Origin of the sequence: Haloarcula sp. Atlit-7R (assembly GCF_003666065.1) — an archaeon.
Taxonomy (GTDB): Archaea; Halobacteriota; Halobacteria; order Halobacteriales; family Haloarculaceae; genus Haloarcula; species Haloarcula taiwanensis.
Map to the genome: position 1 here is coordinate 200,376 of NZ_QXIK01000007.1, position 24,083 is coordinate 224,458.

22 protein-coding genes are annotated in these 24,083 nt (G+C 63.0%); 11 read left to right on the forward strand and 11 right to left on the reverse strand.

Annotated elements, in window-relative coordinates; all coding sequences use genetic code 11:
• Window positions 1-11 precede the first annotated feature (11 nt).
• The 5 genes from D3D01_RS15395 to D3D01_RS15415 are packed head-to-tail and all read right to left on the reverse strand — an operon-like array spanning window position 12 to window position 4,029.
• A complete protein-coding gene (locus tag D3D01_RS15395; RefSeq protein ID WP_101351804.1) occupies window positions 12-446 on the reverse strand; it encodes a PTS fructose transporter subunit IIB in 435 nt (144 codons plus the stop codon).
• Window positions 443-2,122 carry a phosphoenolpyruvate--protein phosphotransferase gene (ptsP, locus tag D3D01_RS15400; RefSeq protein ID WP_121512778.1) on the reverse strand — a complete coding sequence of 560 codons (1,680 nt, stop codon included), beginning with the start codon at window positions 2,120-2,122 and terminating at the stop codon, window positions 443-445. The genes D3D01_RS15395 and ptsP overlap by 4 nt, the downstream gene beginning before the upstream one ends.
• Entirely contained in the window at window positions 2,115-2,402 is a 288-nt protein-coding gene (locus D3D01_RS15405; RefSeq protein WP_101351802.1) for an HPr family phosphocarrier protein, read from the reverse strand. Before D3D01_RS15405 ends, ptsP begins: the two co-directional genes overlap by 8 nt.
• On the reverse strand, window positions 2,399-2,875 hold the full coding sequence (locus D3D01_RS15410) for a PTS sugar transporter subunit IIA (protein WP_101351801.1): 477 nt from the start codon (window positions 2,873-2,875) through the stop codon (window positions 2,399-2,401). The genes D3D01_RS15405 and D3D01_RS15410 overlap by 4 nt, the downstream gene beginning before the upstream one ends.
• 14 nt (window positions 2,876-2,889) lie before the next feature.
• Complete coding sequence (locus tag D3D01_RS15415) at window positions 2,890-4,029, reverse strand: PTS fructose transporter subunit IIC (RefSeq protein WP_394343401.1); 1,140 nt, start codon at window positions 4,027-4,029, stop codon at window positions 2,890-2,892.
• A 244-nt stretch (window positions 4,030-4,273) separates the two neighbouring features.
• On the opposite strand from D3D01_RS15415, the gene D3D01_RS15420 reads away from it, so the two are divergent.
• Window positions 4,274-6,232 (forward strand): archaea-specific SMC-related protein, encoded by a 1,959-nt coding sequence (locus tag D3D01_RS15420; protein ID WP_121512779.1) that lies wholly within the window; start codon window positions 4,274-4,276, stop codon window positions 6,230-6,232.
• Between the two features lie 23 nt (window positions 6,233-6,255).
• Here the strand turns inward: D3D01_RS15420 and rdfA are convergent, their stop codons facing one another.
• Window positions 6,256-6,852, reverse strand: a complete 597-nt coding sequence (gene rdfA, locus D3D01_RS15425) for a rod-determining factor RdfA (RefSeq protein ID WP_101351798.1) — start codon at window positions 6,850-6,852, stop codon at window positions 6,256-6,258.
• Between the two features lie 296 nt (window positions 6,853-7,148).
• Between rdfA and D3D01_RS15430 the strand changes: the two genes are divergently transcribed.
• The 6 genes from D3D01_RS15430 to D3D01_RS15455 all read left to right on the forward strand — a co-directional run bounded on the left by D3D01_RS15430 (window position 7,149) and on the right by D3D01_RS15455 (window position 14,699).
• Window positions 7,149-7,829, forward strand: coding sequence for a hypothetical protein (locus tag D3D01_RS15430; RefSeq protein ID WP_233563402.1), 681 nt, complete (start codon window positions 7,149-7,151; stop codon window positions 7,827-7,829).
• Window positions 7,822-9,126: a hypothetical protein gene (locus tag D3D01_RS15435; protein ID WP_199725407.1), complete on the forward strand. Its 1,305-nt coding sequence runs from the start codon at window positions 7,822-7,824 to the stop codon at window positions 9,124-9,126. Before D3D01_RS15430 ends, D3D01_RS15435 begins: the two co-directional genes overlap by 8 nt.
• A 214-nt stretch (window positions 9,127-9,340) precedes the next feature.
• The gene (folE, locus tag D3D01_RS15440; RefSeq protein ID WP_121512780.1) at window positions 9,341-9,973 is read left to right on the forward strand and encodes a GTP cyclohydrolase I; all 633 of its coding nucleotides are present in this window, start codon (window positions 9,341-9,343) and stop codon (window positions 9,971-9,973) included.
• 403 nt (window positions 9,974-10,376) lie between these two features.
• Window positions 10,377-12,911, forward strand: a complete 2,535-nt coding sequence (locus D3D01_RS15445; protein ID WP_121512781.1) for an FAD-dependent oxidoreductase — start codon at window positions 10,377-10,379, stop codon at window positions 12,909-12,911.
• Between the two features lie 43 nt (window positions 12,912-12,954).
• The gene (locus tag D3D01_RS15450) at window positions 12,955-13,728 is read left to right on the forward strand and encodes an electron transfer flavoprotein subunit beta/FixA family protein (RefSeq protein WP_121512782.1); all 774 of its coding nucleotides are present in this window, start codon (window positions 12,955-12,957) and stop codon (window positions 13,726-13,728) included.
• 2 nt (window positions 13,729-13,730) lie between these two features.
• Entirely contained in the window at window positions 13,731-14,699 is a 969-nt protein-coding gene (locus tag D3D01_RS15455) for an electron transfer flavoprotein subunit alpha/FixB family protein (protein WP_121512783.1), read from the forward strand.
• A gap of 52 nt (window positions 14,700-14,751) precedes the next feature.
• Here D3D01_RS15455 and D3D01_RS15460 read toward each other — a convergent pair whose 3' ends face one another.
• Window positions 14,752-15,132, reverse strand: coding sequence for a hypothetical protein (locus tag D3D01_RS15460; protein WP_121512784.1), 381 nt, complete (start codon window positions 15,130-15,132; stop codon window positions 14,752-14,754).
• A gap of 150 nt (window positions 15,133-15,282) precedes the next feature.
• Between D3D01_RS15460 and D3D01_RS15465 the strand changes: the two genes are divergently transcribed.
• A complete protein-coding gene (locus D3D01_RS15465) occupies window positions 15,283-15,876 on the forward strand; it encodes a cyclodeaminase/cyclohydrolase family protein (protein ID WP_121512785.1) in 594 nt (197 codons plus the stop codon).
• An 85-nt stretch (window positions 15,877-15,961) separates the two neighbouring features.
• On the opposite strand, the gene D3D01_RS15470 is transcribed toward D3D01_RS15465, so the two are convergent.
• The gene (locus D3D01_RS15470; RefSeq protein WP_121512786.1) at window positions 15,962-17,707 is read right to left on the reverse strand and encodes a formate--tetrahydrofolate ligase; all 1,746 of its coding nucleotides are present in this window, start codon (window positions 17,705-17,707) and stop codon (window positions 15,962-15,964) included.
• Between the two features lie 200 nt (window positions 17,708-17,907).
• On the opposite strand from D3D01_RS15470, the gene folP reads away from it, so the two are divergent.
• Both folP and D3D01_RS15480 read left to right on the forward strand, forming a co-directional pair.
• A complete protein-coding gene (gene folP, locus D3D01_RS15475) occupies window positions 17,908-20,307 on the forward strand; it encodes a dihydropteroate synthase (RefSeq protein WP_121512787.1) in 2,400 nt (799 codons plus the stop codon).
• Window positions 20,308-20,332: 25 nt separating this feature from the next.
• Window positions 20,333-20,566 (forward strand): hypothetical protein, encoded by a 234-nt coding sequence (locus D3D01_RS15480; protein WP_101351794.1) that lies wholly within the window; start codon window positions 20,333-20,335, stop codon window positions 20,564-20,566.
• Between the two features lie 164 nt (window positions 20,567-20,730).
• Here D3D01_RS15480 and D3D01_RS15485 read toward each other — a convergent pair whose 3' ends face one another.
• The gene (locus D3D01_RS15485) at window positions 20,731-21,162 is read right to left on the reverse strand and encodes a hypothetical protein (RefSeq protein ID WP_233563404.1); all 432 of its coding nucleotides are present in this window, start codon (window positions 21,160-21,162) and stop codon (window positions 20,731-20,733) included.
• 106 nt (window positions 21,163-21,268) lie between these two features.
• Here D3D01_RS15485 and D3D01_RS15490 point away from each other — a divergent pair, with 106 nt between their 5' ends.
• Window positions 21,269-21,877: a hypothetical protein gene (locus tag D3D01_RS15490; RefSeq protein WP_121512788.1), complete on the forward strand. Its 609-nt coding sequence runs from the start codon at window positions 21,269-21,271 to the stop codon at window positions 21,875-21,877.
• A 58-nt stretch (window positions 21,878-21,935) separates the two neighbouring features.
• Here D3D01_RS15490 and D3D01_RS15495 read toward each other — a convergent pair whose 3' ends face one another.
• Together D3D01_RS15495 and D3D01_RS15500 are read right to left on the reverse strand one after the other, a co-directional pair.
• A complete protein-coding gene (locus D3D01_RS15495) occupies window positions 21,936-23,696 on the reverse strand; it encodes a BCCT family transporter (RefSeq protein WP_121512789.1) in 1,761 nt (586 codons plus the stop codon).
• Window positions 23,697-23,964: 268 nt separating this feature from the next.
• Window positions 23,965-24,083, reverse strand: a 119-nt coding sequence (locus D3D01_RS15500; RefSeq protein ID WP_147439909.1) for an integrase core domain-containing protein, incomplete at its 5' end; no start/stop codon positions are given.

Sequence of the window (24,083 nt, forward strand, 5' to 3'; positions counted from 1 at the left end):
ATACCTCCGACTCAACTGAACAGACGCTTCAACCGAGCCACGAGACTCTTCGAACGGTCACCACCACGACGGCGCTGCTGAGTAGAATCGGTACTCGTGGACTCGGATCCATCTACATCGGACCCAGTGTCCGATGCGTCGCTGTCAGCAGCCGCAAGCGCATCAGCGATCATGCCTTCGGCGTCGTTAACGGCGTCTTTGACTGTGCCTTTAATTAGCGGGATACCGCCGAACCGGTCCTGGCTGACCGACGTGTCCGAGGCGATGATGGCGGCGTCGGCGGATTGGATATCCGTTTCGGAGAGTTCGTTCTCCGCTCCCATCGCCCCCTGTACTTCTACCTTAATATCGTGACCCTGTTCTTCGGCTGTCTGTTCAAGATTCTCGGCTGCCATCTGACTGTGTGCGATACCAGTCGGACAGGAGGTGACTGCGACGAGTTTCATGTGTCTAGTGTGGTGTGGACTTCGCTTCGCGTTGCGGCGAGTTGGGCGCGGTCCGCACGCTCACTCGCGGTGCTGTACTCGGTGTCGCTGACGGCCGTCTTGACCTCCGGAATCGTCACAGCGCTCATGCTGAGTTCGTCAAGGCCGAGACCGACAAGAAGCTCGGTTAAGTCGGGATCGCCGGCCATCTCGCCACACATTCCGACCCAGGCGTCTTCTTCGTGGGCTGCGGTAACTGTCTGATGGATCGCCCGGAGGACGCCCGGATGCGAAGGATCGTGTAAGTCACCGACGCGCTCGTTCTCTCGGTCAGCGGCCATCACGTACTGTGTGAGGTCGTTCGTTCCGATAGAGAGGAAATCGACTCGCGCCGCGAGTTCGCCGGCCATGAATGCGGCGCTCGGTGTTTCGATCATGACGCCGACTTCGACATCAACGGCGTCGGACTTTTCAATATCAGCCGCTGCCGTGTCCAGCGCGTCGAGTGCAGCGTCGAGTTCGGGAACCGTAGCGACCATCGGGAACATGATGGCGAGGTCCCCGGCGCCGTCCGCAGCAGCACGCAGAAGTGCACGGAGTTGCGTGGCGAAAAGGTCCGAATCCGGGCCGAGCGAGCGCCGGATTCCCCGTTCACCGAGGAATGGGTTTTCCTCATCTGGCTGGTCGAGATACGGAATCTGCTTGTCGCCACCGATATCCAGCGTCCGGACGACGACGCGCCCATCCGGGAACGTGTCGAGTGTCTCACGGATGGCCTCGTACTGCTCATCTTCAGACGGCGGCGTCTCCCGGTCGAGGAAGAGAAACTCAGTCCGGTAGAGGCCAACGCCGTCAGCCCCTCGTTCTACTGCGGGCTTCAGTTCCGCCGGCTGGCCGATATTTGCCGCCACTTCGACGTGTCGCCCGTCAGTGGTTTCGACGGACGCATCGACGACAGCGGCACCCGAGTCGCTTGCTGCGGCCGCTCGCTCGGTGTCATCAGGGGCGACCAGCACCTCGCCGCTGTCGCCGTCGATCACCACTTCTGTTCCGTCTTCGATGGCTTCGAGCGCTTCCCCGACACCGACAACGGCCGGGAGGGCCAGCGAGCGGGCGAAAATCGACGCGTGCGATGTCCGTCCGCCCGTGACTGTAGCGAAGCCGGCCACGCGGTCCGGGTCGAGCTGTGCCGTGTCGCTGGGTGTCAACCGTTCGGCGAGGACGACACTGCCGTCGGGCAAGTCACCGAGGTCGACCCGTTCCCCATCCGTCAACAGACGGAGGAGGCGGTCACGCACGTCTCGAAGGTCGTCCGCACGCTCGGCCATTCGGCCGTCCATCCCTTCGAACTGCTCGATATGTTCGCCGAACGCGGCGTCCACGGCGTTCGGGGCGGGCTGGCCCTCGCCGATCATCGTCTCGACGGCCTCCTCGATAGTCGGGTCTTCGAGGAACTGGATATGCGCGTCGAACACTGCGGCTTCGTCTTCACCAACGCGTTCGGCAGTCGCTTCGCGCTCGGACGCTAGTTCCTCGCGAGCGGTGTCGACGGCGTTGGCGAATCGCCGGCCTTCTGCCTCGGGGTCGACTTTCACGTCGTCAGGGTCCGGGAGCGAGATGTCGCGGCCGTACCAGACAACCGTCCCGACCCCGGAGCGCGGCGTGGCACCGGTCCCGTGGAGTGTGCGGTCAGCCATCGTCAGTGTCCAGTTCCCCCTCTGGTGTTGTTAGTATTCGCTCCAGCTCGTCAAGTACGGCTTCTGCGTCCGGGCCGTCGGCGACCAGTTTGATGTCGTCGCCCTGTCCGACACCGAGGCTGGTGATGGCGATCATACTCGCTGCCTGGACAAGGTCACCATCCGGACGCCCAGCCGAGACCTCCGCCTCGTGATCGTTGACGGCCTGGACGAACGCTGACGCCGGCCGGGCATGCAACCCCGCCTCCGGAACAACCGTTACAGTTCGTTCGACCGTCATGCGATGGCCTCCCGAAGCGTGTCCTGAACGGTCGCTTCGTCCTCCGCCGCGTGGAGCCGGTCCCGGACGTCGTCGTGCATCAGAGCCCGCGAGAGCGAGCTGAGGATGTCGAGGTGCTCCTCCCCACCGGCCTCCGGGACAAGGATCATGAAGATGAGCGTCGCGGGTTCGCCGTCCATGGAACCGAAGTCGATTCCCTCCTCGGAGCGAGCGAACGCGAGCGAGGGCTGACTCACAGCGTCAGTCTTCGCGTGTGGAATCCCGATCCCCATGCCGACGCCCGTTGTCGTCTCCGATTCGCGCTCCAGCAGTGCTTCGAGTGCGCGCTCGCGGTCCTCGACTCTGCCGCCGTCCACCAGCAGGTCAAGCAGGGACTCGATACACGCTTCCTTCTCTGCCGGCGGCTCGGACAGCGAGATGTGGTTCGCCGGAATCAGTTCTTCGATGTCGTCCGCTGAGATTGCATCTGTCATTGTCGTCAGTCTAGTTAGTCGTCCGACGGTTGTGTACTGCTCGCCTCTGCCCCGGTGTCGACACGGTCTTCGAAGTCCGGCTTGATAACCGTAGCAACAACCGCTGTCACAAGCGAGCCCAGCAGGATGCTGCCCAGGAAGGCGAGTGGCTGATTCGACAGCAGGACCACGAAGATACCGCCGTGGGGCGCGGGCATCGTGACGCCGAGGGCCATCGATGTCGCACCGCCGACAGCGCTACCGGCCACGATAGCCGGGATGACACGCAGCGGGTCCGCGGCTGCATACGGAATCGCGCCCTCAGTGATAAACGAGAGGCCGAGCACGATACCGCTTTTCCCGTTCTCGTACATCTCGGCCGCGTACTTGTGGGGCGCGATGAAGTTCGAGAGCGCGAGGCCGATTGGCGGAATCATCCCGCCGATCATCACTGCGGCCATCGGAGCGTAGATTTCCTCGGTGATGAGCCCGGTGGCGAACACGTACGCGACCTTGTTTACTGGGCCACCCATATCGAAGGCCATCATCCCCCCGAGGATGAGGCCGACGACGATAGCCTGACCGCCCTGCATCGACTGCAGGAAGGAGGTCAGAGCCTCGTTAGCGAGTGCGACGGGAACGCCCAGCACGAACAGCATCAGCGGCGTCAGAACTGCCATCGTCGCGACTGGGATGAGCAACACCGGCATCATTGGTTGAATGAACTCGGGAACGTCGAGATTCTTGAAGAAGCGCGCGACGTACCCGGCCAGCAGCCCAGCGACGATGGCGCCGAGATAGCCGGCACCGGCTTCGCCGCCGGAGATGCCGATTACTGTCGCCGCTTCGGCGACGACGTTCCCTTGCTGGAGGATGTATGCCAGCAGGAATCCCGGGGCGAGTCCGGGGCGGTCCGCGATGGCGTACGCGATGTAGCCGCCCAGAATGGGCACCATAATTGTCAGCCCGGCCACGCCGATCTGTGCCAGGAACCAGCCCGCCGAGCCGGTATTCCCGAACACTGCCTGTGTGTCCCCTATCGCGTACGCGACCGCGAGGAAAATCCCCCCGATAGTTACGAAGGGAATCATGAACGATACGCCCGTCATCAGGTCCTCCTTGACGGAGGTCACGTGAGCGCGAAGCGCACTCTCAGCCCGGTGTTGATCTGTCATGGTCAACGACATCGACAGCTACGCCGATTGGGTGATATAAAGATACACGTTTGAGCGTGTTATTTATCGAATCTGCTCGATATATGGATATAGGCGATTGTTTCTGCACGGAAATAGGTCTGAGGATTCGGTTGAATAACAGGCATATGCTTGTTAGCCACTTCCATCTATTAGGGTCAATGTCTGGATGGTCGGTGCCACGCGCGTCATAGTGCTTATGCCCGTAACTCGCTCACACCGAAACATGGGTTCACTCTCGGTATCTGGGGAAGTGGCGACCGTCACCGTCGAGAAGATAGGGGGCATCGACGAGACGACAGTCGAGGTCCCGCCAGGGGTGACGGTGCTCCAGGGCCGGAACGCGACGAATCGGACCTCGTTCCTGCAGGCAGTGATGGCCGCTCACGGGAGCGAGTGGGCAAGCGTCAAAGGTGACGCTGATCAGGGGCACATCGAGTTCTCACTGGGAGGTGAGACGTACACCCGAACACTGACCAGAACCGACGACGGGGTTGTCGGGTCGGGCATCGGTCTTCTCACGGACCCGACTGTTGCGGACCTGTTCGCGTTCCTGCTCGAAGACAACGAGGCCAGGCAGGCTGTCGAGCGGGGTGATAACCTCCGAGAGATTATCATGCGACCCGTCGATGTGGCGTCTATCCACCGACAGATACGTGCGGCCGAGCAGCGCAAGGAGGAGATCGACGAGGAACTCGATCGTATCGCGTCGCTCAAGCGTGAGCTTCCCGACCTAGAACGACAGCAGGCGGATCTACGCGAGGAAATTGCCGAGACGAGAGACGAACTCAAGCGTGTCGAAGGACGCATCGACGAGCGGGACGTCGATTTCCAGACGACACAGAAAAACAGGGACGAACTCGAGACTGCTCTCGATGAACTCCAAGCGACTCGGTCCGAACTGAAACGCGTCCGCGAGGATATTCAGTCAGAACAGGAGAGCATTGCGGCGTTACGCAACGAGCGAGGCAACCTCGCAGTCGAACGGTCCGGGCTCCCAGACTCACCAGATGACCGACTCGAATCCCTAGATGCAGACATCGAACGACTTCGGGAACGGGAGCGTGAACTCTCAGAGTACACCACCCAACTGCAGAACGTCATCGAGTTCAACGAAGAACTGCTATCCGGCGAACACCAGGAAATAACTGATGCCATCGACGCAAAGCCCGAGAGCGTAGGTGACATCACGGAACAGTTGTACAAGGGATCAAAGACGACCTGCTGGACCTGTGGCTCGCGAGTGAAGCCGGCCCGTATCGAGTCGACACTCCAGAGTATGCGTGACCACCTTCAGGAGACGATCACAGAGATTGACCATGTCGAAGACAACCTTGACGAACTAACCGACCAGCGTGACGAAATTTCGGAGACGCGCGCGCGGACACAGGAACTCACGGAGACGATTTCGGAGGTCGACGCCGAAATTGAGCGCCGGCAGTCGGACGTAGCGGACCTCCGGGAGCGACGCGACAACCTTTCGGCCCGCGTCGAGGAACTGGAGGACCGGGTGACGACGCTCCGGACCGAGGAGTTCGACGAAGTGCTGGACCTCCATACGGAGGCGAACGAACTGGAACTGAAACTGGACCGCCTCGAATCAGAGCGGGACGAGGTGAGCGAGGAGATCGCCGACATCGAGTCAGAAATCCGTCGGAACGACGAACTAGCCGACCGACGGGAAGAGGTAGTCGACGAGCTGATCGACCTCCGGTCGCGTATCGACCGGCTCGAAGCCGAGGCGACCGACCAGTTCAACGAGAAGATGGCCGACTTGCTCGACATTCTCGGTTACGGGAACATCGAACGTATCTGGCTCGAACGGACCGACACGCCCGACGGCCCGGTCGTCGGCAGCGACGACGGCGTTACGGGGTCGACGTTCACTCTCCACGTCGTCAGGAGCACCGAATGCGGGACGGTGTACGAGGACACGGTCGGCCACCTGAGCGAGAGCGAGCGCGAGGTGACCGGGCTCGTGTTCGCGCTCGCCGGCTACCTCGTCCACGACGTGTACGAAGAGGTCCCGTTCATGCTGTTGGACTCGCTTGAGGCAATCGACGCGGAGCGCATCGCCGCCCTCGTGGAGTACTTCGCGGAGTTCCCCACCTACCTCGTCGTCGCGTTGCTCCCTGAGGACGCGCAGGCGCTCCCCGAGGAGTACACCCGGATTACCGACATCTGAGGGACTGGGTACGGCCAGGGACGCTACCGGCAGTTACAGCCGCCGCGGTCGAGGAGGTCGCTGATGCTGTGGCGCGTCCCGCAGTCCTGACAGCGGATGTCGATGCTGACGAACACGCGGTACTCGCCGACGGTGAGCCTGTCGGCGGTCTGTAGTCTGTCGACCGTGTCTCGGACGATGGTCTCGACCCGGCTGCGGAGGCGGTCGATGGTGTCACGCTCGCGCTCTACCTGCTCGGTCTCGCGGTCGGGGTCGTAGCTCGCCCCGCGAACCTCCGTCAGGTAGTAGCGAATCGCCTGGTAGGTGACGAACTCCTCTTCCAGCCGTTCGACGTCGATGCCGGCCCGTTCGAGCCGGTTCCGGGCTTCGACCCGCTTGCCCGCGCTGACGTCATCGGCCGTCAGGAGGCGATAGAAGTTCGCCGGTTCACCGTCGACCACGTCCATCCCCGCGTCGCGTATCGCGGCCACGAGCAGGGCCCGGTTGAACCGGTCAGCTAGGTCACGGAGGCTCTGGCGCTCCTGACCGTCGCCGAGCCAGGCCCGTTCCAGCTCCGAACCCATCGACTCCAGACCGTACGTTTCGATTAGCCGTCCGACTTTGGACTGCGCCGACCCCATTACCGCCGGAACGCAGCGGCCCGGTTTAGCCGTTGTGTTGCGTCTCCGCGTCCGTCGGTACCGGGCAGTCGGCTCACCGGGTGGGGCCGCGACGCAAACGGTAGCCACAGAACTCGCAAATTGTAAATTATCAATGCCGAATCCAAGCGTAAATCTTCCGAAGATGTATTTATATCTACAGTGTCCGGTGTAGAATATCGACATCGGTTCAGCGCTCCAGCTATCTAACACGACCTGGTCGCTGTCAGTCTACCACGAGGATTTTATACCTGACAGCGCAAGCGGGAAGTTGCACAATGGTCCCCTTCACCCGACGTGCCCTCCTCCACAGCGCCTGCGGGCTGGCGACGCTGTTTGCCGGCTGTAGCGGGCTGTTCGAGGGCGGCACCGGCTCGACACGCACGCCGACCGAACGCAACGACGCGGCCGGTTCGAGGGCCGGCTCGGTAGCCGACCCGGACACGGTCGTCGCCCGCGTCGACGCCGACCGGAAACCGGTCTGGCTCGACGACGAACGACCGACCGAAAGCCGACGCAGAGACCGGCTGCAGTCCGAGGTTATCGACACCGCGGCGAAAGCCGACCGGCTCGGCATCGCTGAAACCGTGGAGCGGGAGCCAATCGAGAGTTTCCTTGCCGAGACCGACTTCGAGATCGAGACAATATACCTCCAGAACGTGAACATCGAGGAGTGTTTCCGGCTGTCGCTCTGTAGAGTCCAGTGGTCGCCGGACAGGATTTCGACCGACTACGGGCGGGTGAGCCGTCCCTACGACGAACGCTGTACGGCGGGTGAGACGGTGTACGCGGCGTGGTTCATCCGCATCCCGCAGGCGCTCGACGCCGACGAGGTCACTACGTTCTCCTCCTCTATCGGGGGCAGCGGCTGTGACGGCCCACAGATGGGTGCCGAAAGCGAAGGTGTCGGCGGGTCTGGACAGAGCAGCGTCGGTCCGGTGGTGAGCGAGCATGACTGACGATACGTCCGGGACGAGTGGAAACCGCGCGGTGATGACTCGCCGCGGGATGCTCGCGCTGGCCGGGGCCAGCGCCATCGCCGGCTGTGGCAGTTTCGGTACCACCGGGAGCGAGCCGACTATCGACGCCTACGACCTGCCCGACGTCCGCCGCAACGAGGAGCTTGAGTCACCGGTGCCCCCGTCGGTCCCGGTCGACGTCGCGGCGAGTCACTTCGAGGCCGCGCGCGAGCGGGTCCGCTCGCTCCTGGCGACGCTGCCGACGCCGCTTGGCCCCGACGAGATCCCGAACGGCCACGTTCGCCAACATCTGACCGACGCCGCCAGCACCGCCTCTGACGGCCTCGACGAGGCGCGGACGGCCCGAACAGAGTTGGTGGCGCTTCGAGAGCTCCGGTCGGCGCGCGAACACGCCCGCTACGCCGCTGCGGGCTGGAGCGTCGCCGACCGCGGTCGCACTGACGCCCCCTTCCGGGAGGAACACAGCCAGACGGTGTTGGCGGCCCGGGAAGCCATGCAGGCACACGAGTACGTCGGGACCGACCCGGTGCGCGCGGCGCTGGTCCACGCCCGCATCGAGACCGCACTCCAGCGGGCCAACGAGACGGACGGGAGGCCCAGAGCGGACTCGGAACTGCTGGCGGTGGCCGAATGTGGCGAGCGGGCCGAGTCGGCGCAGGCGTATCTCGACGACGCCCGCCACCTGCAGTCACAGTTCGACGCCGCGCTCCCGGATGATGCCGGGACGCTGGAGCCGGTACTGACCGCTGGGGCCCAGACGTTGCTCGCGGCCGTCCGGGACCGGCGGGAGGACCTGCCGCCGGAAACGACCACTGACGACCGCACTCCGGGGCGGATAGTTTTCGAAGAACTCCGCTGGGAAGCCGAAAGCGGTATCAGCCGTCTCACGGATGCCGTCGGACCCGCGAGCGCCGTTGTCGATGCGAACAGTCAGCTTGCCCGGTTCCAAGCGATCGACCGCATTCAGACACGGCGGGAGGCAGACGAACTCGCCCGGCCATCGGATGGGAAAACGGTTCGAGATATCAGACAGACCGCGTATGATGCACTCACCGCGGCTCTGGAATCGAGTTCACAACCGGAACTGGTCCGGGCGATTCTCGTCGACGCCGGCCACAAGGTCATGGCCGCTGACCGTTGGTTGACGCATCATCAGGGAGAGATATCGGCGTCCACTCTCGATAGAAGCGTTGCGGACTACTGGCACGCGACAGCACTCGCCCGTTCAGCATCGGCAGCGACCCAGCAGACCGTTCAGGCGCTGGCATCTGACTGAATCTTAACGTTACGAAAACCATGTTGCGGCTGGTCTGTCGGTCAACAGAAACGCGGTTACTACCGTGCAGGCGGGCCCACTGAATGTTCTATATTACACGACATTTGTATTCATTGATACGTTGTAGTACGAAATCACAATGTTACCACTGTTATTCCAGTACTGAACTAGTGGGGAACAGAGACTTTGTACGTTGAGCTCCTGTTTTGCTGTAATGGATTCCCGGGAACAGGAGCCTGCACAGCAGCACGAGACTGCGACCCACCCAACAGATGACTTCGACGAAGAGAAGGCGCGACGTGGCGCTCGCCTCCTACTTGAAGCCGCTGGCCGTGATCCCAGTTCGGCAGGACTATCGGAGACGTGGAGTCGGCGTGTCCCGGACATGTTCGAGACGCTGACGGAAGGCGCTCGGTCCGAGTCGAAACCGATCATGCGTACCTTCGACGCGGAGACCGACGGTCTCATCGTCAAAACAGGAATTCCGCTTTACAGTATGTGTGAACATCATATGCTCCCTTTTCAGGGCGTTGCCCATGTGGCGTATAGACCCGGGGACCAGATGGTGGGGCTGTCAAAGCTCATCCGATACGTCCGGTGGCAGTCACGCCAGCTAACGACACAGGAGACGCTCACGCGGGATATCGCAGCCGGTCTGGCCGACGAACTCGACGCCCATGGAGTCGTCGTCGAACTGACCGCAACGCACATGTGTGAAGTAATGCGAGGCATCGAGACGGAGACTGAAACGACAACCAGAGAGTACGTCGGAACAATCAGTGAGGCGGACCGCACGCAGTTCAGGGAGTCGGTTCGACGCCACATCGACGGTCCCAGCAGCCGCTGAGTGCCAGGGGCCGTATCCTGTGTGACAGAATTCTGGAGTCAAGTGGCCCAGTCATCACAATATGTCTGTTACCCTGTGGTCGTTCGTCGGTAGCGGACAGCAAAAAACCCATCATGATAGAATATTGACTATATGAGCTTCTGCCTGTTCTCCTTGGCACTGGAACGCGAGCATTAACTCGACGACGGGTCCACCAAGCACAAATATCGGTTTGCGACTGCTGACGTTCTGGACAGCGGCCACTCGCCGGCGGCCAGCACCTCGGCCGCATATAAATCGCCGCAGAACTGTGGTCCCTGCTTCTTTCCCGAAAGGGGCCACGCTCAAAACGGACGATGTTGAGCGTTATCACCACGAGAGGCGAGAGTACAGTTCGGTCCGCCAGCATACGGGTGAGACCTCGATGAGTTCGAACTCGCTGCCGTCAGCGGCGAAGACAGTAGTCATCGGTGGCGGTATTGTCGGGAACAGTCTCGCGTATCACCTCGCCCGGATGGGGCGAGAGGACATCGCGATTCTGGATAAGGGGCCTTTACCCGACCCCGGTGGGTCGACAGGTCACGCGTCGAACTTCCTGATGCCGGTGGAACACTCGAAGGAGATGACCCATCTCACCCGGCGAAGCATCGAACAGTACGAGGACATGGACACGTTCACCAACAGCGGCGGTATCGAGGTGGCACGCACAGAGGAACGGGTCGAGGAACTGAAACGGCGCGTCCAGTCGGCGAAGGCATGGGGCGAACCGGCGGAACTGTTGACCCCTAAAGAAGTTGAAGAGATAGTGCCGTACGTCAACACTGACCTCATCAAGGCGGGGTTCTACAGTACCGGGGCGGGCACGTGTGACCCGCTTCGGGCCGGTGAAGTGATGCGAGCCCGGGCGGACGAGTACACTGATGGCGGCCTGCACGTCTCGCCCAACACCGAAGTGCTCGACCTTCACGTCGAAGACGGGTCGATACAGGCGGTCGAGACCGACCGCGGGACCGTCACGGCCGACGAGGTGGTCATCGCGGCCGGGCTCTGGAGCCCGAAGATCGCCGATATGGCCGGCGTCGAGATCCCGCTGACACCGGCGGTTCACCAGATGATCAGCGTCGGCCCAATCTCCGTCTTTGAGGACTATGAGGGCGAGATCTCGTTCCCGGTCGTCCGCGATATGGACACCCAGATGTACGAGCGCCAGCACGGGAACGACCTCGAAGTCGGGTCGTATCAACACCGGCCGATACTCTGGGACGTCGAAGACATACCGTCCATCGACGAAGCTCCGCTGTCGCCGACACAGCCGCCGCTGACCGACGACGCGTTCGAGCAGTCGATGGCCGACGCGCTGGAGATCGTCCCGGCACTCCTTGACGACCCCGAGGCCGGCATCCGTCACGAAATCGACGGTCTGCTCTCGCAGACGCCCGACGGTGCGCCGCTGCTGGGCCCGCTGCAGGACGTCGACGGACTCTGGTCGTGTGCCGCGATCTGGATCAAGGAGGCCCCGGCAATCGGCGAGGCGGTCGCCCAGTGGATGACGCGTGGCTGGTCGGATATCGACCTCCACGGGGCCGACGTGAACCGCTTTTACGAGTACGGGAACTCCCGCTCGTTCGTCAAAGACCGGGCCAGCGAAGGGTTCCAGAAGATATACGACATCGTCCACCCGGCCGAGCAGTACCAGTCGGCCAGGGAACTCCGAACGAGCCCGTTCTACGAGAAACAGGCCGACCTCGACGCGGAGTTCTTCGAGGCGGCCGGCTGGGAACGGCCGCAGTGGTACGAGTCGAACAGCGATCTGCTGGACCGGTACGAGGACGAACTCGCCGAGTTTCAGCGGCCCAACGAGTGGGACTCGCGGTGGTGGTCTCCGATTATCCTCGCGGAGCATCTCCACACCCGCGAGCATGTGTCGATGATCGGCGACATGGGCTTCAGCATCTTCGACTTCCGCGGGTCGGACGTCGTCGACTACCTCGAACGGATGGCTGTGGGTCGCGTCGACGTCGATGTCGGCAAGACCGTCTACACGCCGATTCTCGCCGAAAACGGCGGCTTCGTTTCGGACCTGACCATCGCCCGACTCGGCCCCGAACACTACCGGGTCGTCACCGGCGGCGCGGCGGGCGGGTCAGACCGGGCCTGGTTCGGCGACCACATCCCGAACGATGCCGACGTGACGATGATCGACCGCTCCGAGTCGTTATGTACGCTTGGCGTCTGGGGACCGAACGCCCGGGATATGGTCGACAGCGTTACCGAGGAGGACATGTCCCACGACGCGTTCGAGCCGTACACGGCACGGGAAATCACGGTCGGCGAGGTCGACGCGTGGGCGATGCGGCTCTCCTACATCGGCGAACAGGGCTGGGAGATCTACGCCCCGATGGGTCAGGGCCGCCGCCTCTGGGACGTGCTCTGGGAGGCCGGACAGGACCACGACGTCAGGCCGGCCGGCATGGGCGTCTACGGGACGACCGGTCGCCTAGAGAAGGGGTACCGGCTGTTCGGGCACGAACTCGAACTGGAGTACAACCCGGCGGAAGCAGGGCTGACCTTCCACGGGGTCAAGGACGCCGATTTCATCGGGAAGGAAGCCTACGCTGAGGCCATCGATGAGGAGAATACGGCCACGCTGTGTACCCTGTCGGTCGACGACCACGCACCGGAGGGCGGCGAGCGCCGATTCATGCTCGGGAACGAACCGGTCCTCGATGAGAACGGGGACGTTCTGGTCGACGACGAGGGTCGTCGGTCGTACGTCACCAGCGCCGGGACCGGCCCGAGCGTCGGCAAGCACCTCCTCATGGCGTACCTCCCGCAGTCCCACGCCGAGGAAGGGCGGAGCCTCCAGGTCGAGTACATGGGCCAGCAGTATTCGGTGACCGTCGCAGTCGTCGGGAGCCGGCCGCTGTTCGACCCGGAGAACGAGCGCATCAGGAGCTAGCACAGCCAGTGAACCGATTGCAATCGAACGACGGAGATACGACATGGACACCGTAGCCTGCATCAAGCGCGTGCCGGACACCGGCGCGAAACTCACGCTGACCGACGACGAACAGGAGATCGACACGAGCCATCTGGGGTTCACGATATCGCCCCACGAGGAGTGCGCCGTCGAGGAAGCGATCCAGGTGGCCGACGACCACGACGGGACGGCCACCGTGGTGTCGCTCGGACCGGCGGACGCCGACGAACAGCTCCGGACCGGGCTCGCGATGACGGCCGACGAGGCGACGCTGCTGGAAACCGACGGGGAGGAGTGGCGGCCCCGGAAAACGGCGGCCGCCCTCGCAGACGCCCTGAGCGGCGACGCCGGCACCGACTCGGCCTTCGACCTCCTCCTGTTCGGCAACGAGTCGGCCGACGTGGCGAACCACCAGGTCGGGGTTCGCGTCGCCGAGCGGCTGGACGTGCCGTTCGTCGCAGGCGTGTCAGACCTGACGATTGAGGACGGGACGGCCATCGCCGAGCGCGACGTGACTGGCGGGACCGAGGTGTACGAACTCGAGCTCCCGGCGGCCGTCGGCGTCAAAGAGGGGCTCAACCAACCCCGCTACGCCTCTATGCGCGCCAAGATGCAGGCGCGCAAGCAGTCTATCGGGCGGCAGAACCCGGTCGCCGGCGAGTTCGACGGAGCTATCGAGAAAGTCCGGTTGGAAGCGCCGGAGAGCACGGAGGGCGCGGCCGAGGTGCTCGGCGAGGGACCGGACGCCGTGCCTGCAGTCCTCGACCTGCTCCGCGACGATCTGGAGGTGGTCTGACCGTGATACTGAGCCTCGTCGAACACGCGGGCGGGAGTCCCGAGGAGCCCTCGCTGGAGGCGCTCACGTTGGCCCGAGAACTGTCGACAGCGGCCGACGCGACGCTGGCAGCCGTCGCCTTCGGCACTGAATCGGCGGCGCTCGGGGACAAGCTCGGCGACTACGGCGTCGAGACGGTCCACCGTGTTGCCGACGAGCGACTGGACACGTACGCACCCGAGGCCCGGGCGGAGAGTGTCGCCCAGTTGCTCAACGCCACGGACCCGGAGGCGGTCGTCGCCCCGGGGACTGACCGCGGACAGGAGGTGCTGGCCCACGTCGGTGCCAGGTGCGATCTGCCGATGGCGGCCAACTGTCTCGACGTCGAGGTCGGCGAGGTGTACGAACTATCGCGTCAGCGATGGGGCGGTAGCCTTGTCGAACACGCACGTCTGGACAGTGACCCGAAATTACTGACGGCAGCGGCACACGAGTTCTCGCCGGAGACGGCGACAGCGGCCGCTGAGACGGCAGTCAAGTCGTTCGAGCCGTCGCTTGAGGAGAGCGCGTTCCGGGTCAGGGTCGACCGCGTCGAGGAGTCCAACGAGACCGGTGTGTCGCTCGGCGAGGCCCGCGTCGTCGTCGGTGGCGGGCGCGGCGTCGGCGGCCCGGAGGACTACGACAAACTGGAGACACTGGCCGATAGCCTCAGTGGAACCGTCGGCGCGTCGCGAGCCGCCGTCAACGAGGGCTGGCGACCACACGACGACCAGATCGGACAGACGGGCGCGAAAATAAGCCCGGACCTCTACGTCGCCTGTGGCATCAGCGGTGCAGTGCAGCACATGGTTGGCTGTAAGGGTGCAGACAACATTCTGGCAATCAACACCGATCCGGAGGCAGCCATCATGCAGAAGGCCGACTACGCCGTCGTCGGCGACCTCCACGAGGTCGTGCCGGAGTTGAACGACGCGCTGGGAGACGGGGACTGAGACGGTCGGCCGTTCCGTGTGCGGGCTTGGCTGACGGGCTGGCCGCCTCGGCTCATTCTTTGACGACGTAGTCCCCGAAGTTCTCGACAGTTCCCACGGGTGGTGCGCCGAAAGCGAGCCAGACGTGCGTCTCTTCAGTATGGTTACAGAGGTTCCGGACCGTATCCGGGTGGACGCGGACGACCCCGCCCTCGGGGACATCGTGGACGTCACCCTCGATGGCTATCTGGCCGCCGGCCGTCGCGACGAACACCTCCTCCTGACCGTCGTGTGTATGCGGTGTCGTCACAGAGTGCGGTTCGACGATGACCTGATTCACCCGCATCTCCGTACAGCCGAGCGGGTCCGTGAGTTTCCGGACCTCGGTATCGCAGGTGTCGAACTGTGCCGTCGGTAGCGTCGCTGGCTGGACGATTTCGTACGAAGACGCCATACACCGTTTTGACACAGTCCGGGCATAGCCTTTGTGACGAGATGGCCAACGCGGACCGAATACCGTCGGGGAAATCATTAGGCGAGTGGGCCGAGAGTGCCGTGGTATGGACAGTCGATCAGCAGAGACGGCCGGCGTTGCGCCCGACAGATGACCTTCGCGGACCAGCCTATCGGCGAGTTCCTCGACGGTGTCGCGTCGGGCCAGGTGACTCCAAGCGGCGGTGCAGTCGCTGCCATCGGCGGCGCGATGGGCGCGGCGCTCTGTGAGATGGTCTGTATCCACACTGTCAGTGCTGACGAGTCCAGTGCAGACTCCGGTGAACTAGCGGCTCTGGCGGACGCTCTGACCGATAGCCGGGAACGGCTGCTCGCCCTCGCTGACAAGGACGCGGCAGCGGTCGACGCGGTCGGGGCCGCGTTCGAATCCGGAAACGACGACCGGATTCAGGCGGCCGCGAAACGCTCGACGGAGGTGCCACTCGAGACGGCCGAGGTCTGTCTCGATGTCATTGAGCACGCCCGCACGGTGACTGCGAAGGGGAGGCCGGTCGCCGTCCCGGACGCGGCTGTCGGGGCGCTGCTCGCGGCGGCGGCGCTACAGGCGTCCGCCTCGACTGTTCGAGCCAATCTCGACATGATAGACGACGAATCATTCGTGGCAGCGATGAAACAGCGGGCAGACGCGACAGAAGCGGCCGGCGAAGCGGTGCTCAACGAGGCAATCGCAAACGCGGAGCGGTGAGCGTCGTCCGCCCGCCGAACGCTGAACGGTGTTCACTAAGCGCCGAGCCAGCGAAACGCGAGAGGCGGGACGTGGGGCCGGGTCGTCAGAAGAGTCCCGAAATGTTACCGTCTTCGTCGATGTCCATGTCAGCCGCGGCCGGCCGGGCTGGTAGGCCAGGCATCGTGAGCGCATCAGCCGTGAGCGCGACGAGGAAGCCAGCTCCGGCAGACGGGTACACTTCGCTAATTTCGAGTTCCCAGCCCTCCGGCGCGCCCTTCTTGCTCGCGTCGTCGCTCAGCGAGTGGAAGGTCTTGGACATGACGACCGGGTAGTCGTCGAAGTCGAGCGCGTTCATCTGCTCGATGTCGTCGAGCGCGCCACCGGTGTATTTCACGTCGTCAGCGCCGTAGATCTCGGTCGCGACGGTGTGGATCTTCTCCTTGATGCTGTCATCGTCGTCGTACAGCATCCGGAAGTCCTCCTCGTTGCTCTCCTCGGTCGCCTCGATGACGTTCTCCGCGAGGTCGACGCCGCCCTCGCTGCCGTCGGAGAACACGTTCGACTCCGCGGCACGGACGCCGAGGTCCTCACGGCAGTGGTCCAGCACGGCCTGAATCTCCGCGTCGGTGTCGTCCGGGAAGCGGTTGACCGAGACGACAACCGGGACGCCGAACTTCTGGAGGTTCCGGGCGTGCTTGTCGAGGTTCGAGAAGCCGGCCTCGACGGCGTCGACGCCGGCCGCGTCGATTTCGTCGTAGTCGACCGGCCACTGGTCGAGGCCGTGGTACTTGAGCGCGCGAACGGACGCCACGAGTACGACGGCGTTCGGCGTCATGTCGCCCTTTCGACAGACCACGTCCATGAACTTCTCGGCCCCGAGGTCGGAGCCGAATCCGGCCTCGGTGACGAGGTAGTCGCCCATGCCGAAAGCGGTTTTATCCGCGACCAGGGAGTTGGTTCCGTGGGCGATGTTGGCGAAGGGGCCGCCGTGGACCAGCGCGGGCGTCCCCTCAATGGTCTGGACGACGTTGGGTTTGATGGCGTCACGGAGCAACATCGTGGCCGGGCCGGTCGCCTCGATGTCGTCGACGGTGACCGGGTCGCCGGCCTCGTCGTAGGCGACGATGATGCGGCTGACCCGCTCTTTGAGGTCGCCGATGTCGGTGGCCAGACAGAGGACCGCCATCAGCTCGGAGGCAGCCGTCAGGATGAAACTGTCCTCCCGCGGGGTCCCGCCGGTCTTGCCGCCGAGGCCGACGACCGTCTCCCGGAGCGCGCGGTCGTTCATGTCGATGGCCCGCGGCCACGCGACGTTGTTGATGTCGATGTCGAGGTCGTCGCCCTGTGATATCTTCGCATCGAGCATCGCAGCGATGAGGTTGTGCGCGGAAGTGAGTGCGTGGAGGTCGCCGGTGAAGTGGAGGTTTATGTCCTCCATTGGGAGGACCTGCGACCGGCCGCCGCCTGCCGCACCGCCTTTGACGCCGAATACAGGGCCTAGCGACGGTTCTCGGATGGCGATCATCGCCTCTTCGCCGACGTGATTGAGCGTCTGGCCGAGGCCGACAGTCGTTACCGTCTTCCCTTCGCCTTTCGGCGTCGGCGTCATTCCGGTTACCAGAACGAGATTCTGTTCCTTGTTCTCGGCCTGTTCGCGGAGGCGCTCAATCGCGTGTTGTTTGACTTTCGCGGTGTATTCGCCGAAGTACTGGAGGTCGTCGAGGCCAAGTCCCCACGGCTCGACCAGCTCCCAGATCGGCTCCATGTCGGTCGACTGTGCGATATCGTAGTCCGTGGGAATCGGCTCCTGACTCTCTTCGGTCGAAGATTGCTCGTCCTGTGAAGACATCTCTACTTACCCTTCCTTGCACCGTCGTAATAATGTTAGTGAACCTGACACTACCGGGATAGGATGTGTTCGAGACGCCGCCGACGGCCGACGACGACACATCGTGTTCCTCCGCTTACCGGAGTAGGTCCGAACCGACGGCGGGCCCAAAAGTCCCCCGTGGCGATACATTAATCATGCCACCGCCGACCAGTTATGCTATGGAGTACCACGAGTCGGCGGACTACTTGCAGTCGTTGCAGCGTCGTCGGCCCAAGTTGGGAACCGATACGACGGCGCGGATGCTTTCACATCTCGGTGACCCGGACGACAGTTTCGATAGCGTGCAGATTGCCGGGTCGAACGGAAAGGGAAGCACCGCCCGGATGACCGAAAGCGTGCTCAGGGCCGCCGGGCTAGATGTCGGTCTGTTCACCTCGCCAGGATTGAACGGCTTCCGGGAGCAGATTACGGTCAACGGCGGTCGGGTACCGAAAGAACGGGTAACGGAGTTCGTCGAGCAGATCGAGCCCTGTATCGACCAACTGGCTGCCGAAGAGGACAAGCCGACGCATTTCGAGGTACTCACCGCGCTAGCGCTGTATCACTTCGATGTCGAGGATGTCGATGTGGCGGTGCTGGAAGTCGGCATCGGTGGCCGATACGATGCCACGAGCGCGGTCGATCCCGTCGCAAGCGCCGTCACCAGCATCAGTTTAGAACACACCGACCTGCTCGGCGACACAGTCGAAGAAATCGCCCGTGACAAAGCGCAGGTCGCGCCGCGGGACGCCCCGCTCGTGACAGGAACGACCGGGGCCGCACTCGATGCGATTCAGGAGATTACCGATACCATCACCGTCGGCGACGACGAGGCCGATGTCACCGCTGTCGAGAACGGCATGCGCTCGGCCGTCGAGAACCGCATCTCACTCACTGGGCCGGACTGGGCTCTCGAATCGAACCTCAAGCTACTCGGACAGCATCAAGCAGAGAACGCCGGTGTCGCAGCGACGCTGGCCCGACAACTCATCGGCGTAGACACCGAAACCGTCTCCGAAGGACTGCGGGCTGCAACCTTACCGGGCCGGTTCGAAATCCGGTCGACCGACCCGATGGTGGTCCTCGATGGGTCCCACAACCCCGGTGCGATGGAGACGCTGACGGCACTCATCGAGCGATACGAGTACGACGACCTCCATGTGGTCTTCGCCGCGATGAGCGACAAGGAGTACGAGCGGATGATTGGGGCGCTGCCGGCAGTCGAGACGGCCTTTACCGCGCGACCGGAAGTCAACCGAGCCGCGAGCACCAAATCACTCGCTGCGGCGTTTGAGGGGCAAGCAACTCGGGTACAGCAGGCCGAGTCCGTTCCAGAAGCCACCGAACGAGCGATAGCTACGGCCGACGCGGACGATTTCGTCCTCGTGGCCGGCTCACTATATGCAGTTGCCGAAGCACGGGACCGCTGGAGCCGGCTCGTTGTTCCAAAGGAGAACCTCCAGCAAGCATCTACGGGAGAAGCTGATGGAGTCAAAAGTGTGCCAGAGATCCGCCAGCGGGTACTTTCGGTCACGTTGCGGCGCGACCAGGCAGGCGTCGTCACGCAGGCGTTTGAGGACTGCGGTGGCACCTGCACCCGTTCGACTGTCGGGATGCCGGAGAAGCTCGTCGACACGACCCTGTCGGGGACGCCACGACAGTTCCGACAGCTCATTGACCGACTGGCCTCGGCGGGACTGGGGCTCGGCCGACTCGCCACGCAACTCGAAGACGCGCTAGCTGACAGATCGTTCCCGCCGCCGTTCGACACTGATGCAGCAGCCGTGATGGGGATTCTCAACGTCACGCCGGACAGTTTCTACGATGGTGGCGAATACAATCGTCGCGACCTCGCTATCAGTCATGCGGAACAGATGATCGAATCTGGGGCGGATATCGTCGACATCGGCGGCGAGAGTACGCGCCCCGGGGCGGAGCCGGTGACCGTCGAAACAGAGATCGACCGCGTAGTACCGGTTATCGAGGCCGTTTCGTCGCTCGATGCGACTGTCTCTGTAGATACCCGGAAAGCTGCCGTCGCTGACGCGGCGCTGGATGCCGGGGCCGACATCGTCAACGACGTGTCGGGACTGTCGGACCCCGAGATGCGGTTCGTGGTAGCTGACCACGACGCGTCCGTTGTCCTGATGCACAGTCTGTCCGCGCCAGTGGATCCGGGTCGAACTGTCACATACGACGATGTCGTCGATGACGTGCTTCGAGAGCTCACAGAACAGGTACTGCTCGCCGAGCAGGCCGGTATTGACCGCGAGCAGGTTATCGTCGACCCCGGCTGTGGGTTCGGAAAGAACGCCGCCGAATCGTTCGAACTCGTCGACCGGCTCCACGAGTTCCACGCGCTCGGCTGTCCGGTGCTGGTCGGGCACTCTCGGAAGTCGATGTTTGCCGATATGAGCGACGCAGGAGCGGACAGGCTGCCGCCGACGCTGGCAACAACGGCACTTGCCGCCGAGCGTGGGGCTGACGCCGTCAGAGTTCACGATGTCTCCGAGAACAACGCCGTCCTCAAGACGGTTTCAGCGACGGCGGCTCGACCGTCCCAGCTTCGACAACAGTGATACCTGTGCAGCCCCAACAGCAGCCATGGGACAGTTTCCGGTTCAGATCGGCTCGGGCCTGCTTGAGTCCGTCGGGCAGGTGGCAGCAGTCGCTGGGACCGTTGTTCTTCTACTGATACTCGTTGGTCTGGGTGCCTTCGCGTACAAGAGCCTCGTCGGAGACGGAATCCGCTGGCCCGACGAGCGGGACGAAATGGACAGTGACGATGACGACGGCGTCGTGCAGGGAAGCCGTGATGACGACTGGAAGTATTACTGACGGCAGACCCCCAACTCACGCGTCAGAGCTGGACAGCACCCCGGCCGTGATTCCGTAGTCGTGTCGCAGTAGCGCACGGTTCGCCCACGACAGCACACCGGCTGGTGCACCCAGCCTCGGCAGATAAGCAAGGCAAGTGCCTCGGGGCTTGCCCCCGAGGCGGTTCACTCGGCACTGTGGTCGTATGAGTGTTCGAACTCCCAGTGGTACCGACAGTCTGTACAGGTTGCCCACTCGGGGATATCGAACCGCTCGGGATGTCGCTGGCCGTGTTCCATCCGGCCTCGACAGACAGGACACGTGAGATACAGGAGCTTGAGGTCGGCGAACTCGTCGTGGCGGTACTCGCCGACGCACCGCGGACAGTCGATGCTGTCACGCGCGTTGTGCTGGAAGATTTCCGACTCACATCGCGGGCACTCGATCGTTGCTGGCGGCCGTCTCGCCCACCCGCTGTCACCGTCGTACGTCGTCGTCGCCGTGTCCATGCTCGACAGCCTGAACTTGTTCGGACCGTCACCCCGCCGGAGTGGGGCGACGATCCGCTCCCCGAGCCATACGAGCTTCGAGAACAGAATCGCGAGCCATCCAGACACTATCTTATGGTACGTATTCTGATGGCTTAAATTTCCGGGCAGCGCCGACGCTGACCCGGTACTGTGCGGTCGATAGGTTTTCACGGCGACCCACAGTATGTGTGGTATGGCTTTCGACGCCGTTGTCGATATCGCGCCGACCGCTATGGGGCTTGCAGCAACTGCCGGAGAGCACGTCGTAGGACAACTGGAACCCAGCGTCGCTGCCGAACTATCCAGGCCGCTTCGCGGGGTCGTCTCCTTTATTCTCGTTGTCGTGTCCGGTGCGGTGATACTCCGACTGCGGCGGGCTTCTGTCGCCGATTCTATCGACGCGATATCGGCCAGCCCGGCGACCGCCGTCCTCTACGGCATCGCCGGATACGTGATATTCGGGATCGTTGGTCTGTACGGAGCCACGACCTTGGCGCGCCTCAGTGTCGCCGGCGGTGTATTCGTCCGTCTCGTCGTCCTCGCCAGTAGCGCCGTTTTCTTGTTTCTCACCGGGTTCGGGTTCCTCATCGTCGGGACGCTCCTCACTGAACTCCTGTATCACCGTCAGCCGTCGCACGGACTACTCATCGGCGCGTCTCTCAGTGCACTCACCTGGGTCCTGCTGTCACCTGTCGGCAGTATCGTCTCCAGTCTCGGCATCGCTGCGTTCGGAATCGGCGGCTCTGTGCGGGTCTGGATACACTCTGAACGAACGGTCGAGACAGAAGTCGACCCACGCTAACACTCTTCGTCCGAACTGTCGTTGCGGGTCGCCTGGAAAACGTCGAAAAGAGGGTCCGTCAGTCGGTCCCTGTCGCAGCGTCGTCGCTCCGTTCGGAGATATCCGTCACCATCTCGTCGCCGGCGGTCACGACGTCGACGTCATCCCGTTCAGAGAGGTCCTGAATCGTTTCTGCGAACTCTTCGGATTCGAGTATCTGGTACTCGTTATCGAGCCCAAGATACACCGTGTAACACATCAGACACAGGATGAGCGCGAACGGGAGTCCTGTGGTGATTGCGGCCGTCTGGAGCGCCGTCAGCCCGCCGCCGATGAGCAGGATGGACGCGACAAGCCCCTCAGTAAGGGCCCAGAAGATCCGCTGCGTTCGCGGCACGTCGTGTTTTCCGCCCGAGGTCAGGTGGTCGATGACCAGTGACCCGGAGTCAGACGACGTGACGAAGAACGTGATGACCAGCAGGGTCGCGAGCAGTCCGCTAATCACGCCAAGCGGGAACTGCTCCAGCAGGGCAAACATCGCGACAGTCTGGCCGACTTCGTTGTAAGTCGCTAGCGCCTGTCCGTTCCCCATCAGTGAGTTGAACATCGCGCTGCCGCCGAACACCGACAGCCAGAGCGTCGAGAACAGCGACGGAAGGAACAGCACGCCCAGGACAAACTCCCGAACGGACCGACCCTTCGAAATGCGCGCGATGAACATTCCGACGAACGGCGACCACGCGATCCACCAGCCCCAGTAGAACACGGTCCAGGCGGTGGGGGTGCCGTTCGCGGCTTCGTTGAGCGTCCCGGTGAAGAACCCGAGCGCAAGGATGTTCCCGAAGTACGCGCCGAGTCCCTCGACCCACGTCCCGAAAATGTACACCGTGGGACCCACGATAGCGAGGAACCCGAGAAGCGCGAACATCAGGTAGAGGTTGAGCGTGCTCAGGCGTTTGACCCCACCGTCGAGCCCTGCCGCAACTGAGAGCGTCGCGATGAGCGTGATACCGGCGATGAGCGCGACCTGCGGCCAAGTCCCCGTCGGGACACTCACCGCACCGAGCATGTCCCCGCCAACGTAGGACAGTCCCGTATTGACCTGGGCAACACCGAGTCCCAGCGAGGTCGACAGCCCGAACAGCGTCGCGAACACCGTCACGAGGTCGATGACGTGGCCCGGCCAGCCGTAGATTCGCTCACCAAGGAGGGGCCAGAATATCGACCGGAAGGTAAGCGGGAGCCCGCGGTTGAACGAGAAAAACGCGAGGCCCAGTCCAACCAGCCCGTACACCGCCCACGGGTGAAAGCCCCAGTGGAAGAACGTCTGTGCCATCGCGGCGGACGCTGCCGCACCGGTTCCGGCTTCGGCTCCGAAGAAACTCGGCGGGTTCTGGAAGTAGTACAGCGGTTCCGAGACGCTGAAGAACATGAGGCCGATGCCCATGCCGGCGCTGAATAGCATCGCCATCCAGGAGAAGTCGCTGAACTCCTTCTCGGCCTCGACGCCGCCGATCTTTATTTTACCGTACTTGCTGAACGCGAAGTACAGCAATGTGACGATGAACACGTTCACCGCCAGCAGGTAGAACCAGCCGAAGGTGTCCCCAATGGTATTGAACAACCACGTGTACGCGGAGGCTGCCGTGTCGCCAAGCAGTATCGTCACTGCGATGAACAGCGCAATTATCGCCAGTGCCACCGGGAAGACAACTGGATGGATGTCGAAGCCAGCCGCCTGAATGTTCGTATCACCGGGCTCGCGGTCGGACTCCGGATGGAACAGCTCTACCTGGAGCCCGTCCGACATTTCGCCGGCTTGTTCGTCACTATCTGCCATACGTTACCCCTCTCGAACGTGGTACTGGTCTGTGGAGTCTCATTGTCGTAGTCTCGGTCTTGCTCTGTCACGGTCCGCTGCTGCCATCATGCCAGCGATGTCCCAGCGATGGGCGTCTACAGCGTTCGCATCCTGTTTGGCTCTCTGTGCTCGCTTGCGGGCACCGTGTGCCCACGGGGCTATTGTCGACGTATTTTATGTGCTACTGAGTCTCATACATAAACACTAATGCAACTCTAATAAAACTTCACGTTAAACACGGCACTGTCTAGTTCTGGATGACCTCAGCTGGCGTTCGTCCGTCGAGTGCTTGGTTCGGTCGTTCGTGGTTGTAGTGGTGTCTGAAGCGTCGTAACCACTGTTTCGCGCTGGATTGACTGCCCCGCC